This is a genomic window from Gemmatimonadaceae bacterium, assembly GCA_035606695.1.
GTDB lineage: Bacteria > Gemmatimonadota > Gemmatimonadetes > Gemmatimonadales > Gemmatimonadaceae > JAQBQB01.
Genome location: DATNEW010000026.1, coordinates 431804 through 447209 on the forward strand (window position 1 = coordinate 431804; position 15406 = coordinate 447209).

Here is a 15406-nt window from a genome sequence, read left to right on the forward strand (position 1 = left end):
CAGCACTCGCGTGCGGCCGCTACCTCGCCAATTCGCTCGACGCCTCGGCTTGGTCCAGCAGCATCAAGAGCAGCGGTCCGCGGGTCGTCGGATCGATGCGTCGCACGGCATGCATCACGCGGCCGATGAAGCCGTGTTGGGCGGCGAGAGTCACGAGCTCGCGCTCGACCGGTTGTCCGCGCTCGGTCCAGGACGCACGATCGCGCCACCGCAGATAGCCGTCGAGCGAGTCGATGGCCTCGGCCATGTATCGCCGCGCCCTCTTGCTCGACGACGCGGAGCCGTGATTCCGATAGTGCCTGGCCAAGGCCAAGTGCAACGGTAATCGCCAGCGGCCGCCCTTCACTCGCCGTGCCGCGTCGACAGCGAGGTCGATCTCGCCGGATGACAACCAGTGCATCGAGAGATCGTGAAGCGCACGCTCGCGGTGCGCCTCCGACAGCTTGGCCGCGGCGTCGATCGCGACTCGACTCTCGCCACGCTCGAGCGCCGCGCGCGCGACCTCGATGACGAGCGTGTCCCTCGCATCGCTCGGCGCGAGCGCGAGCGAGCGGCCAAGGGCCGAACTCAATCGTGCCGCAACGAGATCGCTCGCGACCCGATCGCGAACCGCGGCCGCCTCGATCTCGTCGGCCATGTGCTCGATGAACGGCCACGAGCCGGCGCGAGTCGACAATAGGCGAAGACCGGCGGCATCGCGCCGTTCGCGAAGCGTCTCGACGACGTCTGCGATATCGGGTTCACACACGGCGTCGTCCCACGGTCGGCCAAAGCGGCTGTGGCGCGCGGCTCCGATTGCATCGCCGAGCTCGCGCAGTGCGGCGCGCTCAACGCGGCCGTTTCCCGACGCGAGCGCGACTGAGGCGAGGATCGCGAACGCACGCGCCGCCATGGGTGGCCATTGCACGCATAACTCCTCGGCCAGGTCGCGCGCGCGACCGCGGTCTCCGCGCTGGGAGAGCACCCGGACAAGCTCGAGCACGACACGTGCGCGCGCATTTGGCGACGCGCTGCTGATCGCGTCCGCCGCCGCGAGTGCATGCGTGGGCGCGCCGTCGCTCGCCAATCTCCGCCCGAGCCAGTGCAGGTACGCGTCGTGCCCGAGCGGCGACCGCTCACGGACGGATGCAGCCAACGCGATCGCGCCGTTGATGTCGCGCGCCGCGATCAGTGGTTCGGCCGCCGCTTTCAGTGAGTCGAACGCGGCGAAGTCGCGCGGCAGGCCAGACGGGCCTGCATCCACCACGCGTTTGAGCGACCGAATTGTGAGCGGGCCAATGAACGACAACGGCAGCGGTGTTTCCGATTTGCCTTGCTGGCGAAATTCCGCCAGGAGCGACGCTCCAATCTCCGGAACCGGAAAAACGTCCTCGTCGGGCAATGACGACGGCGGGAACTCCGGCGCCTCCGACTCGATCGCATCGCGGCCCTCGCGCTCGATCAACTCGAGAAGCCGCACACGTTCTTCAGAATCTTGAATGGCGTTCGCGATCTCTCGGCTCGCGCTTGGCGATTCAGGTTCACGCAGTCGCTGCGTACGGTGTCCGTGAACCACGTCTTCCGCCTTCTCTTCCACCAACCAGCCGAAGAGAGCGTCGCGATCGGCAGTCGGCGGCAACTGGTGAGCGAGCTTTGCCGCGAGCGGCCACGCGTGGTGCGTGGCGTAATACCGCACGATCGCGTACAGCGCCGTCGTGCGAAGCATTGGATTTTCTATCGCCTGCGCGATCCGAACGAGATGCGGCTTGCCGCGATACTCGCGGTCGAGCTCTTCGGCCAGCAGCGCGAGGAGCGCGCCGTCACGCACCTGCGGGGATTCGATCTGCCGCGCCGCCTTGAAGCGCGCGAGCGCTCCACGAGCCCCCGATCGGTCGAGCACCATCGTGCCGATGCCGTGGAGAATCTCTGCATGTTCCGCCGCGGTGAACATTGCGGAGAGCGCCAATGCCTCTTCGATCGATCGCGCGGCGCGCGCCGCGGCGAGGGCGCGAATTGCGAGATACCGGTCCTGCGCGTCGGCGTCGTCGACGAGTGCGCGCGCTGTGTCGAATTCGCCAAGGCGTTCGTACGCGGCGATCGCTCGAGTGACGAGGCGAGTCCGGTCGCCGCTCCTGAACGCCAGTCGCAGTCGTTCGCCGAATTCGTCGTTCGATCGCTCGTCGTTGGCGCATTGGACGATGGCGCGGAGCAGTGCGCGCAGCTCGCGTCGCCGTGGATGCGACATGGTGCGCTCAATCGATCGCGGTGGCGACGACCAGGACCAGCGAAACGATTCGCATACGGCTCACCACGGTGGTTTGGGCACTCCAAGGTCTTCGTCGGTGTACGGATCGACAATGGGTCGTTTGCCCATTGCATCTGTGTCGTGCTCGGCGGAGCGACTCCGGGGATTCGCCGTCGGGTCTTGCAATTAGTAGAACGGTCTATATAATCGAAGCTGTGGCCAAACTCCCCCGACCCGACACGCACACCAGACTCATTCGCGCCACCGAAGACCTCCTGCGCGAATCCGGCATGGCCGGCACCGGTATCAAGGACGCTGTCGCGCGCGCCGATGCGCCGATCGGCTCCTTGTATCATTTTTTCCCCGGTGGCAAGGCGCAGCTGGTCGAAGCGGCGCTCGAGGCGCACGCCACGAGACTCCCGCCGCTCTTCGAGCGAATATTCGCTGACGGGCGCGATCCGGCGCAGGCCGTCCGGGCGTTGTTCGACACGGCCGCCGCGGGATTCGACAATAGCGGCGCCGACAAGGGCTGCGCCGTGGGCGCCGTCGCACTGGATCTCAGGGCCGAGGACAAGGCCATCCAGCGCGTGTGCGAACGCGTGTTTCAGGAATGGGCCGCATGCATCGCCGCGCGTCTGCCGTGGGAAGATCACGCGCGGCGGCAGTCGTTCGGCGAAGCGGTCATCCTCGGGTTGGAAGGCGCCTTCGTCATCGCGCGTGCGTCGCGCAGCGGCGAGCCGTTTCGCGTCGCCGGAAAGTGGTTGTCCATCGCCGCCGAGTCGGCGAACGCATCGTCGAGCAGCAAACGCTCTCGAGTAAGCTCTAAAGCGAACGCTCACCGGAGGAAACGATAATGCTGGATCTCGCGCCGGGCAGAACCATCACATGGACGTTCGACGACGGCCCGATGGCCGGTGTTCCGATCGAGCACGACTTGAACGCGGACGGCAGCATCACCTGGCGGATCGTCGGCGGTCCGCACAACGGCGTGTCCGTCCGCGAGCAGCGGTACGGCGCGGAAAAGATCAACGACACCGTATGGGTGTTGTCCTACCGCGCAGCGTCGGGGCACACGCTCACGGCGGTGCTCAACTTCGCCGATGGCCGGGTAATGGGGTACGGCTCGGATAGCGCATCGTGGGAGTCGAGTCACGGTTGGTTCTCGGTCGTTCGTTGAGCGCTCATTGTCGAATGCCGCGGAAGATTCTCGTCACTGGAAGTGCAGGGCACCTGGGCGAGGCGCTGATGCGATCGTTTGCGCAACGCGATCAGCCGGCAGTGGGCATGGACATCGCGGCCTCGGCGTTTACCAACGTCGTCGGCTCGATCACCGACAGGGCCTGTCTTCGCGAGTGCCTGCGGGGCGTCGACGCCGTCATTCACACGGCGTCGCTCCACAAGCCGCATCTCGCTACCCACAGCGCGGACGATTTCGTGCAGACGAACGTGAGCGGCACGCTCGCCGTGCTCGAAGAAGCGGTCGCCGCCAACGTTCGAGTCGTCATCTTCACCAGCACGACGAGCGCGTTTGGAGCGGCGCTGGTGCCGCGGGCTGCTGACCCGGCCACCTGGATCACCGAAAACACGGTACCGGTACCGAAGAACATGTATGGCGTCACGAAGATCGCGGCCGAGAACGTCTGTGAGCTCTTTCATCGACAGCGGGATCTTGCCGTCATCGTGCTACGAACGTCGCGTTTCTTTCCTGAACCGGATGATGATCCGGCCAAACGCGCCGCATTCAAACTGGGAAACGCCCAGGCGAACGAGCTCCTCCATCGTCGTGTCGATGTGCAGGACGTCGTCGACGCGCACATGCTCGCGATCGACAATGCCGCGAGACTTGGGCTTGGTCGCTTCATCATCTCGGCAACCACACCGTTTCAGCGTGCAGACGCGCCAGCGTTGAGAACGGACGCGGCCGGCGTTGTCCGCCGGTTATTCCCGGACGCGGAGCGGCTGTATGCCAACGCTGGCTGGCGATTGCCGGAGTCCATCGATCGCGTGTATGACAACGCGCTCGCTCGGGGCGAGCTCGGCTGGGCTCCGCGGTATGACTTCGCGCACGCGCTGGATTGCCTGCGTCAGGGCCGCGATCATCGCAGCCCCTTGGCCGTCGCCATCGGTTCCAAGGGCTATCACGGAGATGCATACCAGGGCGGAGCCTATCCGGTCGCATAGCGTAGCTGCGTGGGCGATCAGCCGCCCGCTCCCTGCGCTCGCCGCACGATGTCGTCGAACGACATACGATTCGCGTCACGCGTCGGCCCGGTGAAGTTCAAGCGGTAGCCGTCGAGATCGGCGATGGTGACGTCGCGTGCGTTCCACGGCCGAGTGTGCGGCCCCTCGAGAATCGTCGCGCCGGCGACCCGCGCACGCTCGGCCAATGCATCGACGTCGAGTGTCATGAAGTTGAGCGTAATGCCGACTCCGCGCGGTCCGTCGACCGAAGTGAGGGCCTGCGTGAGCAAAACGTCGCCCCACCTACACCAGCGGAGATGCGCGAGCACCAGCGCGTCACCCGGTCCCTTCATCGTGAATACATCGGCGAAGCCGAGTGTGGACACATACCACGCGCGCGACACGGCGAGATCGCTGGTCGCGATCATCGGGAACGCGGGCATGCCGTAGATCTCACGCTCCCAGTGTTCCATACGGTAGGGATGCGTGGTCGGAAGTTGATTGGGCGTGGTCATGCAGCTAGTCTAAACTCTACAATCATTGTAGAGTCAAGTATGGGCCAGAACGTCGCGGACGTCACGGTCGGGGAGCTGGCGCGCGAAGCCGGAATCAGCCCGCAAATCCTTCGGCACTACGATCAACTCGGGCTGTTGCGGCCCAGTCGGCGGACCGCCGCTGGCTATCGGTTGTACTCCCCAGCTGATCGTGCTCGCCTGGAGGCGATCAGGGCGCTGCGCGATCTCGACTTCGACCTCGAGACGATCGGTCGCGTGCTGCGCGGCGCGTCGGAGCTTCGCGCGGTGGCCGAGTTGCAGCTTCGGGCGCTCGAGCACCAGGCGCGAGTGATTCGACGGCGCATGGCGGTGATTCGCGTCTCGTTGAAGGGGAACGGCGCGCTCGACGTCGCACGCATTCATCGGCTCGAGCGCCTCGCCCGGCTCGAGCGTGCCGACAAGGCGAGGTTCGTGCGGGAGCATCTGGCGCGGCGAATGTCGGGACGCGCGACGCCGCAACTCGAGCGGACGATTCTCGGTCTCGCGTCGGTCGAGCTTCCCGACGACGCGACGCTCGAGCAGCTCGATGCGTGGCTCGAGCTCGCCGAGTTGGTCGCGGATGCAGAGTTTCTCGCGCACCACAAACGGCGGGCGACGACCGCACACACCGAGTCGGCCGCCGCGCGCCGAAATATGAAGCGGCTCAATCACGACGTCGTCGCGGCGATCCGTCGAGGAGTCCATCCCGAGCAGGCGGCCGGGCAGCGGTTCGTTCGTCGTTGGCTCCGTCACATGGCACGCCAGCGCGGACGTCGCGACGTGCGCGCCGTCGCGCGCGATGTGCTGCGCGACGCGAAGCGTGGCCTGTACGCGAAGGAGGCGCGATTCTGGGCGTTGTTGGCGGTGCTCAAGCCGGAGCTCGCGAGTCATCCAAGCTATGCGATTGGGGCGTGGCTCATGCGCGGCGTCGAGAGCTATTCACAGGCAGCCGGACCGCAATATGATTGAGTATGCCTCGTCCAGTTCCCACGCTCATCGCTGCGTGCTCGCTCGCCGCGTGCTCGCTCGCCGCGTGTGCGCTCGCCGCGTGTGCGCTCGCCGCGTGCGCGCACCATGTGTCCGTGCGCGCCGACGTCTCATCGGACGAAGCGGCCGTCCGTCAACTCGAGGAGCGCGTCGCCGCCGCGACGGGCGCCAACGACCCCGACGCCCTCGAGCCGCTGCTCGCTGCCGATTTCACGTTCGTGAACCCTGTCGGCCTGCTCATTACGAAGCAGCAGTTTCTCGACAACTTCCGCACTGGGCGATTACAAAACAGTAAATACGACGTGAGCGAGATGGCCGTGCGCATGTACGGCGACGCCGCGGTCGTCACCTATCGCTCCGACGTCGCGGGCCCCGCGGGATCGCAGCAGATCTCGAACAAGCGCCGGCGGACGACGATGCTCGTCAAGCGCGACGGGCGCTGGCTCATCGTGGCGCAGCAGTCGACGCCGATTCTCGACATGCGGCGCTGACGCCGGTACCGCTGGTCTCAGTTCTTCCGAACGAGGCGATTCTTCGTCTCGCCTTGTCCGATGGTGAAGGCCCGATCGGGAAGTCACGAACTCGCGGTCAGAGCTCGTGCGAATACACGATGAAGCCGCGGTGGTCGGCGAGCGTGTCGTACAACCGCCGCGCCGTGGCATTCGATGCCTGCGTCTGCCAGTAGACGCGGCTGCATCCCTTGACGCGCGCAGCGTCGTACACGGCGAGAATCAATGCCCGCGCAATCCCGCGACCCCGGCAATCCTCGGCGACGAAAAGATCCTGGAGATAGCACACGTCGTCGAGCCGGCTCGTGCTGCGGTGAAAGAGAAAGTGCACGATGCCAACGATGCGGCCGTTCGATTCCGCGACGAGCGCGTGCACCGGTTCGTCGTCGGCGAAGAAGCGCTCCCAGGTCGCGGTCGTGATCTCCTCCGGCAACGCGGTTGGCCCGGCGCGTTCATAGAACGCGTTGTAGCCATCCCATAGCGGGCGCCAACCGGCGTAGTCCGAGCGCGCGATGGCGCGCACGACGATCGGAAAGGTTTCCATAATTGGAAATTAGGTGCCTATGCCGCGATACATCTTTTTTTGTGGCCTCGCCGCGTTTGACGCCACGCGCGCCCAACCCTAAATCTCACATAGTTACAACATCTTGCCACACCCAGCCGAAGCCCCGATGCTCAGATTCACCTGCCCGCCCTGTGGCGACGTCTTCACCGGCCCGGACGAACACGCCCTCATCGACATCGCGGCGGAGCACGCGCGCAAGCTCCACGACGTCGACCTCCTCGCGGAGTTCACGCCCGAGCAATTGCGCGGGCTCATCCAGCGCGAGAACGAGTCGTACTGGTCGCGGATCGGCGATCTCGTTCCGAACGGCGGGCTGAAAACGGTGTTCGAGGAACAGTTGTGCGACCGCGAGCGTGAGATCGTCACGTACGTCGTTCACGGTTTCAGCAACAAGGAAATCGCCGGACGCCTGTGCATCAGCGGCCGAACGGTGTCCACGCATCTCGTCAACATTTACGAGAAGTTGAACGTGCATTCGCGTGCCGAGCTGACGGTGCTCGTACGTGCCGCCGACCGCGTCATCGAGGCGGGGCTGCGCGCCGGCACGCGCGAGTTCGGGCCGTTCAAGCACACGGCGCCCTAGCGATTCACTGCGCCGTCAGTGCGCCATCGACTCGTGGACCTCCAGGTCGTATTTGTCGAACAGCCGCTGCAAGTCTTCCGGCTTGGGCGGTCCGGACGGAGCGCGGTCGAGCGGCGCGCCGCCGTCGAGAAAGAATGACTCGAACCCGGGCCGCGAGAAGAAGAGAAGGACTCGCGCCGCCTGATCGCCGGTGACGACGTACTTGTGCGCCACGCCGCGCGGCGTGTAGACGAAATCGCCCGCGCCTGCCGTCACGGTCTCGTCGCCGCACGTCAACTCGATCTTCCCCTCGAGGATGTAGAACGCTTCCGCTTCGCCGCGGTGCGTGTGCAGCGGCGCGAAGCTGCCCGCCGGCTCCTTGACCTCGACGATGCTGAAGCTGCCATCGGTCGAGTCGGCGCCGGCGACGACGCGCACCACGCCCGCGGGCCCCCAACGCACTGCTTGTCCCTCGCCGGCGCGCACCACGACCGCACCGGCGGTTTTTGCTGCACTCATTCGACGTCCTCCTGACTGATGAAATTCGACTCGGCGGCTCGTCGAGCCGTCGTGCCAGGAGGATACGGCCGCGTACGGAGCGGCCCAATCGAGTGAATGACGTATTTTTTCGCTAGTCGGCGGCGGTCTCGAGCATCAGACGTGGCCGTCCCGCGATCGCGCAGCCGCATCCACCGCATCCTGCCGGCGCTTCGCTTCCACCCAGTCCACCTCCGGCGCCACACCAGTGTCGTCCAGCTCGAGACTCCACTGCGCGCGCTCGACGACCGGCGCGCCAAGCGCCGGCGGCAACGCCATTCCAAACGCCAACTCGGCGCGGCGGCAGAGGCGCTCCTCGTGCGCTGTGTCGCGATCGATCGGACTCACGCCCATCGCGTGTACGCGCGCATGGACCCCCTCGTGCAAAATCGACGACGCCACGGGCGCCGCGGTGATGTCGGTGCGCGCGAGGAAAGTGAGCTCCGTCATCACGACGCGATGCTCGGGGAAATACGCGCCGCGACAGGGAAAGCGCGCGACGAGAATGTGGCGAACGTCGCGCCGAAGATGCGCCAGCCGCCACGGCTGATACGTATCGATGAGCCCCAACGCCTCGTCGAGACGAAGCAGCACCGCGTGCGTCTCGATGTCCGGCCGCGTGTTCTGCACGAGCACCGAGAAGCCGCGCACCTGATGCCATTCGTCGCCGGGCGCACCAGATGCCTGTCTCAGCGCTTCGCGAACGCGAGAGAAAAAGCCCATGCCGCAAGATACGTGGTGGAGCTGCGGCTCGCGTGGCATTCGAGTATTGTTAGGAGTGTTTATGTCGTTGAACTCCGTGAAAACCGTTCTGAGCGTGGCTGGCGTGGCCCTGGTTTTCGCGTGCGCCCACCACGCCGCGCCGGCGGAGCCGGTTATCGATTCCGGGACCATCTGCGCCGTCCCCGGATTCGCGGGTGTCGAAGTCGACATTCGACGCCCCGATGGACGGCCGATCGCACCAGGAGCGAAGCTCGTCGTCACCGATGGCGCGTATCGCGACTCGGTCGTCGAAGTCACGAGTCCGCTTTCGATCGGTGCCGCGGAGAATCGTGCAGGCACATACACCGTCGAAGTCACCAAGCCGTTCTATCAGCCGGTGACGATCACGAACGTCAATGTGCCCGGTGGACCATGCGGCGCGTTCGCGACGGTGAAGGTGCCGATCACGCTGCAACCGGTCGCGGATGCGCCGGCGATCCGCAGCGTGAGCGTCTCGGAACCAGGTGTTGGCCTCGGCATCGGCTACACGATGCAGTATGAGACATATGTCGACGCCGTACCCGGGACGGATACGTCGGTGACCTGGAGTGTGAGCGATCCTCGCGCTGCGTCGATCGATTCGACAGGATTCGTCAGGGCGCTGTGCGGCACGAAGGACGACATCCACGTCATTGCGACGTCGCGGCGCGATCCGAGCAAGTTCGGAACAGGACGGCTCGGCGTGTTCGGGCCGCTGTGTCCGTGAGGAAGTTCGACTAGAGCTCGCTCGAAATTCTTTACGCGAGTTCGTGCCACACATCACACGCCCAGCAGCGAACATCACGACTGCTGGCTTGCCGGTTGCCCTTCACTCGCTGCGAGCATTACGCGGCGCCACTCGCCGCGAACGAACTCATCGAGAGGGGGCAGTCGTGAGATTTCAGAATGTCATCGTACCACTCGCGTTTCTGATCGTGCCCGGCGTCATGCTGGCGCAGGATGGGCACGACAGGCGAGCCGATCACGACGCACGCGTCGCGGCCGCGGCCGCCGCGCAGCACGTCGTGGTCCAGCAGCCTCAACATGTGCGACGCGACGGCGAACACGCGCGAACGGAGGCCGGCATCGTCGATCCGCGCTTCACGCGTCCGGAAGTTCTCCGCCGGGATCGTCCCTCGACGACGCTCTCGCACGGCGACATGACGCGCTCGTTGCGCGCGGACGAACGTGCGAACGACGTGATTGCTCATGGCCACAAAGGCCGCAAGCATCACAAGCGGCATAAGAAGCATTAGCTCCTTGCCACAATGATGAAGGACAATGAACGGAATAGGCCACTTGGTTTATTCCGTTCATTGCGTTCTACCGAATTGCGCTGAATAGGCTATGCCCGCATCATTTGAATGACGCCACTGACGCCAGGAGATCGTACGATGACGGACATGGGAACATTTCGCATCGATTTCGAGATCGAGAACCCCGCGCGGCCAAGCATCCGACGTACGGTGACTCAGGCGCTCGTTGATACAGGCGCCGAACTGTCATGGGTCCCTCGAGCGATGCTCGAGGGCCTCAATCTTCGCGTCGAACCCGCGAACAAGCGACTCGTCGACGCGGGCCCGGCGCCCGCGGCGGCGTGTGCCGCCTAGCTCTACATCACGGAACTCTCATATGCCCCGTTTCGCTCTTCGCTCCCTGATCTCGGTGGCCATCACGATCGCGATTGCCTCGCCGCTCATCGCGCAGCGCGCCATCCCCGGTCTCGACGCCGCCGCGATGGACACCACGGTTCGCCCCGGCGACGACTTCTATAGATACGCCAACGGCTCCTGGGACCGCCGCACGAAGATCCCGCCCGAGCTGGGCGCATACGGTTCGTTCAACATCGCCGCCGACAAGGCCGATGCGAACGTGATGGAGATCGTGCATCGCGCGGCGGCGGCCAACGCCGCGGCCGGATCGGACCAGCGCAAGGTCGCCGACTTCTATCACGCGTTCTTCGACACTGCCGCGATCGCCGAACGCGGCGTCGCGCCGATCAAGCCGCTCCTCGACAGCATCGCCGCGATCGCCAACAAGACGGAGCTCGCCCGCTTTCTTGGCGCACACCTCCGCGCCGACGTCGATCCGATCAACAACGGCGTCCTGCACACGGACAATCTGTTCGGTCTATGGGTGGCGCAGGACTTCAATCATCCGGGACACAACGTCGCGTCGCTGCTGCAGGGCGGCCTCGAGATGCCCGACCGCAGCTACTATCTCGATTCGTCGTCGAGAATGGCGGCCGTTCGCGCGCAATATCGAGCGCACGTCGCGCGCATGCTGACACTCGCCGGCGTTCCGGCGGCCGCGGCGAACGCGGATTTGATCGTGGGGCTCGAGACCCGCATCGCCGAGACGCACTGGAAGGTCGAGGACAGCGAGGATCCGGCGAAAGGGAACAATCACTGGGCTCGCGCGGACTTCGCACGCAAAGCGCCGGGACTCAATTGGTCCGCGTTCTTTGCGTCATCACAGTTATCTCATGAGGATTCTATCGTTGCCTGGCAGCCGAGCGCGATCACCGGCCTCGCGGCGCTGGTAGCGAAGGGTTCCCTCGACGCATGGAAAGCCCTCGTCGCTTACCATGCGATCGAGGATCACGCGGCCGTGCTGCCGTCGTCATTCGACCGCGAATCGTTCGACTTCTTCGGAAAGACCGTGGGCGGCGCCGAAGCGCAGGAGTCGCGCGACAAACGCGCGGTCGCCGCGACGAGCGAGGCGCTCGGATTCATCGTCGGCAAGGAATACGTCGAGCGCTACTTTCCGCCCGCCGCGAAAGCCAATGCGCAGAAGATGGTCGCCGGCCTCATCACCGCGTTCCAGCATCGCATCGACGCGCTGTCGTGGATGGCGCCGTCGACCAAGGCCGAGGCGAAGGCGAAGCTCTCGACGTTGCGCGTGAGCATTGGATATCCCGACAAGTGGCCGAGCTATGCGGCGCTCTCCGTCACACCGAGCGACGCGTACGGAAACGCCGACCGCGTCACGCGATTCAACTATGACAAGAGCATCGCCGATCTGCGCAAACCGGTCGATCACGACATGTGGGTCATGACGCCGCAGACGGTGAACGCGGTGAACATGCCGGCGATGAACGCGCTCAACTTTCCCGCCGCCATTCTGCAGCCGCCGTTCTTCGACGCGAATCGATCCGACGCGATGAACTACGGCGGCATCGGCGCGGTGATCGGCCACGAGATCAGCCACAGCTTCGATAACCTCGGCGCCGCGTTCGATTCGCGCGGGCTGATGCGCAACTGGTGGACGGCATCGGATTTCGCGCACTTCAAGGCGTCGACGCAAGCGCTCGCTCGGCAGTACGACTCGTATCATCCGCTGCCCGACGCGGCGATCAACGGGCAACAGACGCTGAGCGAGAACATCGCCGATCTCGCGGGGCTCACCGCCGCATACGATGCGTTTCACGCGTCACTCGCCGGCAAGGCGGCGCCGGTCGTGGGCGGCCTCACCGGCGATCAACAACTCTTCACGAGCTGGGCGCAGATCTGGCGCACCAAGTTCCGCGAAGCGGCGCTCCGGAGACAGTTGCTCACGAACGGGCATTCGCCGGGACCATGGCGCGCGCTCACGGTGCGAAACCTCGACGCGTGGTACACGGCGTTCGGGGTCAAATCCGGCGAGAAGTTGTATCTCGCGCCCGAGGCACGCGTTCGCATCTGGTGAGCGCGACGACGTCGAGCATGATCAACGTCGCGCTCATCGGCTACAGCCTCGGCGGCCGCTACTTCCACGCGCCGTTCATCGCCACGACGCCGGGCATGAGACTCCGCGCGATCGTGACGAGCAACGCCGATCGCCAGCGCCAAGCCGCGGCCGAGTGTCCCGATGCGCGCATCGTCGCGAATGCGGACGAGCTGTTCGCCGAACACGACGACATCGATCTCGTCGTGATCTCGACGCCGAACCGCACGCACGTTCCACTCGCGTTGCGGGCGGTCGAGGCGAAGCGCGCCGTCGTCGTCGACAAGCCCGTCGCGGTGAGCTCGGCCGATGCACGCCGTCTCGCCGATGCCGCGCGGCGCCACGGCGTCATGGCGTCGGTGTTTCAGAATCGGCGCTGGGACGGCGACTTCATGACGGTGCGTCGTCTGCTGGCCGAGAATGCGCTCGGCAAAGTTCATCGCTTCGAGTCGCGGTTCGAACGGTGGCGTCCGGCGTTGCGCGACAACTGGCGCGAGTCCAATGCGCCCGCGGAGGGAGGCGGACTCCTGCTCGATCTCGGCAGTCATCTCATCGATCAGGCGCTGTGCCTGTTCGGGCCCGTCGCGGAGGCGGCGCGCACGTATTCGGAACTCGATTCACGCCGAGCCGGCTCGCAAGTGGACGACGACGTCTTCGTCGCGCTCACGCATGCGTCGGGTGTGCGATCGCATCTGTGGATGAGCTCCGTCGTGGCCCAGCCCGGCCCGCGCTTCCGCGTGCTCGGCGACCGCGCCGCGTACGTGAAGTTCGGGTTGGACCCGCAGGAAGATGCACTCCGTCGTGGTGAACGCCCCGGCGGCGAACGCTGGGGGCTCGACCTATTAGAGAACTATGGAACGCTGGGCGTCGGTGAGGACGCGTCGCGCGTCCCGACCGAACGCGGGGACTATGGCGCGTTTTATCTGGGCGTCGCGCGCGCGATGCGAGAAGGGGCACCGCCGCCCGTGGCGTTGGACGACGCCATCGCGGCGCTCGAGGTCATCGAGCGAGTGCGGGGGCTGAGCGCATAGAGCGCGAGCCCGAACCCCGCGCCTTTCGCCATCGCCGCCGGCAATTCGTCGCGCTCGTCCGCGATCATCGCGAACGCTGCGCCCGCCGCGGCGCCGAACCCGAAGTGTGCCACGGCCGCCGCGGCCTTCGTCGCCGGAGTACTGGCCTGCTGATTCGCCGCGGCCAGCGCGCGCCGCGTGATCTTCTCGGGCGGGAGCTGGCCCATCGAGCCCGTGTGCTTGGCGGCGAGCATGACGGCCGTCATCGGAATGGTCGCGACCGCACCGGCGGCGGCGCCGCGAGCGGCGCGTTCGATCGTCTTCGGCACGGCCGCCGTCAGTGCAGTACGCGTTCCTCGCGCCAGCGCACCGGCGGCCCGGGCAAGGCTGCCCGGGGCGCGGCGAGCGGAGCGCGCGCGGCCGGCGTGGTCCGCCGCGCGTCTCGCCGGGCCGGGGGCACGAACGGCGCGCGAAAAATTCTAGCATTCAGCCGACAAAAATTCTAGCATTTAGCCGACGTAAATTCTAGCATTCAGCCGACGACAATTCTAGCGTTCAGCCGACCGCGGCGGTAGGTTGGACGCATGCCACGCCGCGCCAGCGCGTTCCAGCGCTTCCTCGCCCCTCGTCTCCGGGAGGCCCTTCGCGATACGCCCGCGGTGCTCATCCACGGCCCGCGGCAAAGCGGCAAATCCACCCTGGCGCGGACCGTCGGCGAGCCGCTCGGCTATCGCTATTTCACCTTCGACAACGACGATCTCACCGCCGCCGCGCGCGGCGATCCGGCCGGGTTCGTGGCCTCGCTGCCGCCGAAGACGATTCTCGACGAACTCCAGCGCGTGCCCGAGCTGTTCACCGCGCTCAAGGCGGCGATCGACGCTCGCCGTCGTCCCGGACGCTTCATCCTCACGGGATCGGCCAACGTCCTGCTCGTTCCGCATCTGTCCGATTCGCTCGCCGGCCGACTGGCGATTCTCCGTTTGCACCCACTCGCGCAGGGAGAGATCGAGAACGCGAGACCGCGCGTACTCGACGCGATCTTCGCCGGCAAAATCCCGACACGCATCGTGGAGCGGCTGGGGAATGATCTCGCCGTGCGCGTCGCGGCCGGGGGGTATCCCGCGGCGCTGGCGCGACGGACGCCGGCACGGCGAAGCGCGTGGTATCGAGACTATGTCGAAACGCAAATCCAGCGCGACGTGCGGGATCTCTCGCGCATTCATTCGTTCGACGCGCTGCCGCGCCTGCTCTCGGTCGTCGCCGCCAACACGGCCTCGCTGCTCAACATCGCCGAGCTCGCCGCCCCGTTCGAACTGACCCGCCAAACGATTCACGAATACGTCACGCTCCTCGAGCGGGTCTTCCTGATCGATCGTTTGCCGCCGTGGCATTCCAACCGCACGAGCCGCGCGGTGAAGCGTCCGAAGCTTCACCTGGGCGACACTGGCGTCGCATGCGCCCTGCTCGGCCTCGATGCGAAAACTCTAAACCTCGACCGGTCGAGCCTTGGTCCGCTGCTCGAGACGTTCGTTGTGCAGGAGCTTCGCCGACAAGCGAGCTGGCGGCCCGTGCCGATCGACTTCTCCCACTACAGGGACCGCGACGGCTATGAGGTGGATGTCGTGCTCGAGTCGGCTGCGGGGGTGGCGGGCGTAGAGGTGAAGGCCGCCGCCTCGGTCACGGAAAATGACCTGCGCGGTCTGAAGAAGCTGCGAGACGCCGCGGGCCGGCGCTTTCGCTGCGGCATCGTCTTGTATGATGGAACCGCGGTCATCCAACTCGATGAGCGATTGAGCGCGGTCCCGCTCCGCGTTGCGCTTGCGGCAACGACCTGACTGTCGATGCAATGAGG

Annotated in this window: 18 protein-coding genes; 12 read left to right on the forward strand and 6 right to left on the reverse strand. The window is 65.8% G+C overall.

The features are described from left to right. Positions 1 to 19: 19 nt before the first annotated feature. Positions 20 to 2224, reverse strand: a complete 2205-nt coding sequence (locus VN706_12850) for a hypothetical protein (protein HXT16518.1) — start codon at positions 2222 to 2224, stop codon at positions 20 to 22. 215 nt (positions 2225 to 2439) lie between these two features. On the opposite strand from VN706_12850, the gene VN706_12855 reads away from it, so the two are divergent. Genes VN706_12855 through VN706_12865 form a run of 3 tightly spaced genes read left to right on the forward strand, consistent with a single transcriptional unit; the run spans position 2440 to position 4405 of the window. Continuing rightward, positions 2440 to 3078, forward strand: coding sequence for a TetR/AcrR family transcriptional regulator (locus VN706_12855; GenBank protein ID HXT16519.1), 639 nt, complete (start codon positions 2440 to 2442; stop codon positions 3076 to 3078). Continuing rightward, positions 3078 to 3401, forward strand: a complete 324-nt coding sequence (locus VN706_12860; protein ID HXT16520.1) for a hypothetical protein — start codon at positions 3078 to 3080, stop codon at positions 3399 to 3401. The genes VN706_12855 and VN706_12860 overlap by 1 nt, the downstream gene beginning before the upstream one ends. A 14-nt stretch (positions 3402 to 3415) precedes the next feature. Next, complete coding sequence (locus tag VN706_12865) at positions 3416 to 4405, forward strand: NAD(P)-dependent oxidoreductase (GenBank protein HXT16521.1); 990 nt, start codon at positions 3416 to 3418, stop codon at positions 4403 to 4405. 17 nt (positions 4406 to 4422) lie between these two features. Here the strand turns inward: VN706_12865 and VN706_12870 are convergent, their stop codons facing one another. Next, positions 4423 to 4920 (reverse strand): VOC family protein, encoded by a 498-nt coding sequence (locus tag VN706_12870; protein ID HXT16522.1) that lies wholly within the window; start codon positions 4918 to 4920, stop codon positions 4423 to 4425. A gap of 39 nt (positions 4921 to 4959) precedes the next feature. Here VN706_12870 and VN706_12875 point away from each other — a divergent pair, with 39 nt between their 5' ends. After that, on the forward strand, positions 4960 to 5907 hold the full coding sequence (locus VN706_12875) for a MerR family transcriptional regulator (GenBank protein ID HXT16523.1): 948 nt from the start codon (positions 4960 to 4962) through the stop codon (positions 5905 to 5907). A 2-nt stretch (positions 5908 to 5909) separates the two neighbouring features. Further along, complete coding sequence (locus VN706_12880) at positions 5910 to 6416, forward strand: nuclear transport factor 2 family protein (GenBank protein ID HXT16524.1); 507 nt, start codon at positions 5910 to 5912, stop codon at positions 6414 to 6416. A gap of 97 nt (positions 6417 to 6513) precedes the next feature. Here the strand turns inward: VN706_12880 and VN706_12885 are convergent, their stop codons facing one another. Next, positions 6514 to 6978 carry a GNAT family N-acetyltransferase gene (locus tag VN706_12885; GenBank protein HXT16525.1) on the reverse strand — a complete coding sequence of 155 codons (465 nt, stop codon included), beginning with the start codon at positions 6976 to 6978 and terminating at the stop codon, positions 6514 to 6516. Between the two features lie 127 nt (positions 6979 to 7105). Here VN706_12885 and VN706_12890 point away from each other — a divergent pair, with 127 nt between their 5' ends. After that, positions 7106 to 7582 (forward strand): LuxR C-terminal-related transcriptional regulator, encoded by a 477-nt coding sequence (locus VN706_12890; protein ID HXT16526.1) that lies wholly within the window; start codon positions 7106 to 7108, stop codon positions 7580 to 7582. Positions 7583 to 7597: 15 nt separating this feature from the next. Here the strand turns inward: VN706_12890 and VN706_12895 are convergent, their stop codons facing one another. Then, a complete protein-coding gene (locus VN706_12895; protein ID HXT16527.1) occupies positions 7598 to 8080 on the reverse strand; it encodes a cupin domain-containing protein in 483 nt (160 codons plus the stop codon). A gap of 135 nt (positions 8081 to 8215) precedes the next feature. Beyond that, the gene (locus VN706_12900; GenBank protein HXT16528.1) at positions 8216 to 8821 is read right to left on the reverse strand and encodes a hypothetical protein; all 606 of its coding nucleotides are present in this window, start codon (positions 8819 to 8821) and stop codon (positions 8216 to 8218) included. 103 nt (positions 8822 to 8924) lie between these two features. Between VN706_12900 and VN706_12905 the strand changes: the two genes are divergently transcribed. The 5 genes from VN706_12905 (at position 8925) to VN706_12925 (ending at position 13575) form a co-directional block, all read left to right on the forward strand. Beyond that, entirely contained in the window at positions 8925 to 9566 is a 642-nt protein-coding gene (locus VN706_12905; GenBank protein ID HXT16529.1) for an Ig-like domain-containing protein, read from the forward strand. 166 nt (positions 9567 to 9732) lie between these two features. Further along, the gene (locus tag VN706_12910) at positions 9733 to 10095 is read left to right on the forward strand and encodes a hypothetical protein (protein ID HXT16530.1); all 363 of its coding nucleotides are present in this window, start codon (positions 9733 to 9735) and stop codon (positions 10093 to 10095) included. 138 nt (positions 10096 to 10233) lie between these two features. Next, complete coding sequence (locus VN706_12915; protein ID HXT16531.1) at positions 10234 to 10449, forward strand: hypothetical protein; 216 nt, start codon at positions 10234 to 10236, stop codon at positions 10447 to 10449. Positions 10450 to 10471: 22 nt separating this feature from the next. Next, positions 10472 to 12526: a M13 family metallopeptidase gene (locus VN706_12920; protein ID HXT16532.1), complete on the forward strand. Its 2055-nt coding sequence runs from the start codon at positions 10472 to 10474 to the stop codon at positions 12524 to 12526. Then, on the forward strand, positions 12523 to 13575 hold the full coding sequence (locus VN706_12925; GenBank protein HXT16533.1) for a Gfo/Idh/MocA family oxidoreductase: 1053 nt from the start codon (positions 12523 to 12525) through the stop codon (positions 13573 to 13575). Before VN706_12920 ends, VN706_12925 begins: the two co-directional genes overlap by 4 nt. Here VN706_12925 and VN706_12930 read toward each other — a convergent pair. Then, positions 13464 to 13883, reverse strand: a complete 420-nt coding sequence (locus tag VN706_12930; protein ID HXT16534.1) for a hypothetical protein — start codon at positions 13881 to 13883, stop codon at positions 13464 to 13466. The genes VN706_12925 and VN706_12930 overlap by 112 nt on opposite strands. Positions 13884 to 14138: 255 nt before the next feature. Between VN706_12930 and VN706_12935 the strand changes: the two genes are divergently transcribed. After that, complete coding sequence (locus tag VN706_12935) at positions 14139 to 15389, forward strand: ATP-binding protein (GenBank protein HXT16535.1); 1251 nt, start codon at positions 14139 to 14141, stop codon at positions 15387 to 15389. Positions 15390 to 15406 lie beyond the last annotated feature (17 nt).

What these genes read in the sequence shown, in the direction of transcription:
- VN706_12885 (HXT16525.1), bottom strand. Translation starts at nt 6,978, where the DNA reads ATGGAAACCTTTCCGATCGTCGTGCGCGCCATCGCGCGCTCGGACTAC.
- VN706_12900 (HXT16528.1), bottom strand. Translation starts at nt 8,821, where the DNA reads ATGGGCTTTTTCTCTCGCGTTCGCGAAGCGCTGAGACAGGCATCTGGT.
- VN706_12935 (HXT16535.1), top strand. Translation starts at nt 14,139, where the DNA reads ATGCCACGCCGCGCCAGCGCGTTCCAGCGCTTCCTCGCCCCTCGTCTC.
- VN706_12890 (HXT16526.1), top strand. Translation starts at nt 7,106, where the DNA reads ATGCTCAGATTCACCTGCCCGCCCTGTGGCGACGTCTTCACCGGCCCG.
- VN706_12895 (HXT16527.1), bottom strand. Translation starts at nt 8,080, where the DNA reads ATGAGTGCAGCAAAAACCGCCGGTGCGGTCGTGGTGCGCGCCGGCGAG.
- VN706_12870 (HXT16522.1), bottom strand. Translation starts at nt 4,920, where the DNA reads ATGACCACGCCCAATCAACTTCCGACCACGCATCCCTACCGTATGGAA.
- VN706_12915 (HXT16531.1), top strand. Translation starts at nt 10,234, where the DNA reads ATGACGGACATGGGAACATTTCGCATCGATTTCGAGATCGAGAACCCC.
- VN706_12850 (HXT16518.1), bottom strand. Translation starts at nt 2,224, where the DNA reads ATGTCGCATCCACGGCGACGCGAGCTGCGCGCACTGCTCCGCGCCATC.
- VN706_12875 (HXT16523.1), top strand. Translation starts at nt 4,960, where the DNA reads ATGGGCCAGAACGTCGCGGACGTCACGGTCGGGGAGCTGGCGCGCGAA.
- VN706_12860 (HXT16520.1), top strand. Translation starts at nt 3,078, where the DNA reads ATGCTGGATCTCGCGCCGGGCAGAACCATCACATGGACGTTCGACGAC.
- VN706_12880 (HXT16524.1), top strand. Translation starts at nt 5,910, where the DNA reads ATGCCTCGTCCAGTTCCCACGCTCATCGCTGCGTGCTCGCTCGCCGCG.
- VN706_12865 (HXT16521.1), top strand. Translation starts at nt 3,416, where the DNA reads ATGCCGCGGAAGATTCTCGTCACTGGAAGTGCAGGGCACCTGGGCGAG.
- VN706_12920 (HXT16532.1), top strand. Translation starts at nt 10,472, where the DNA reads ATGCCCCGTTTCGCTCTTCGCTCCCTGATCTCGGTGGCCATCACGATC.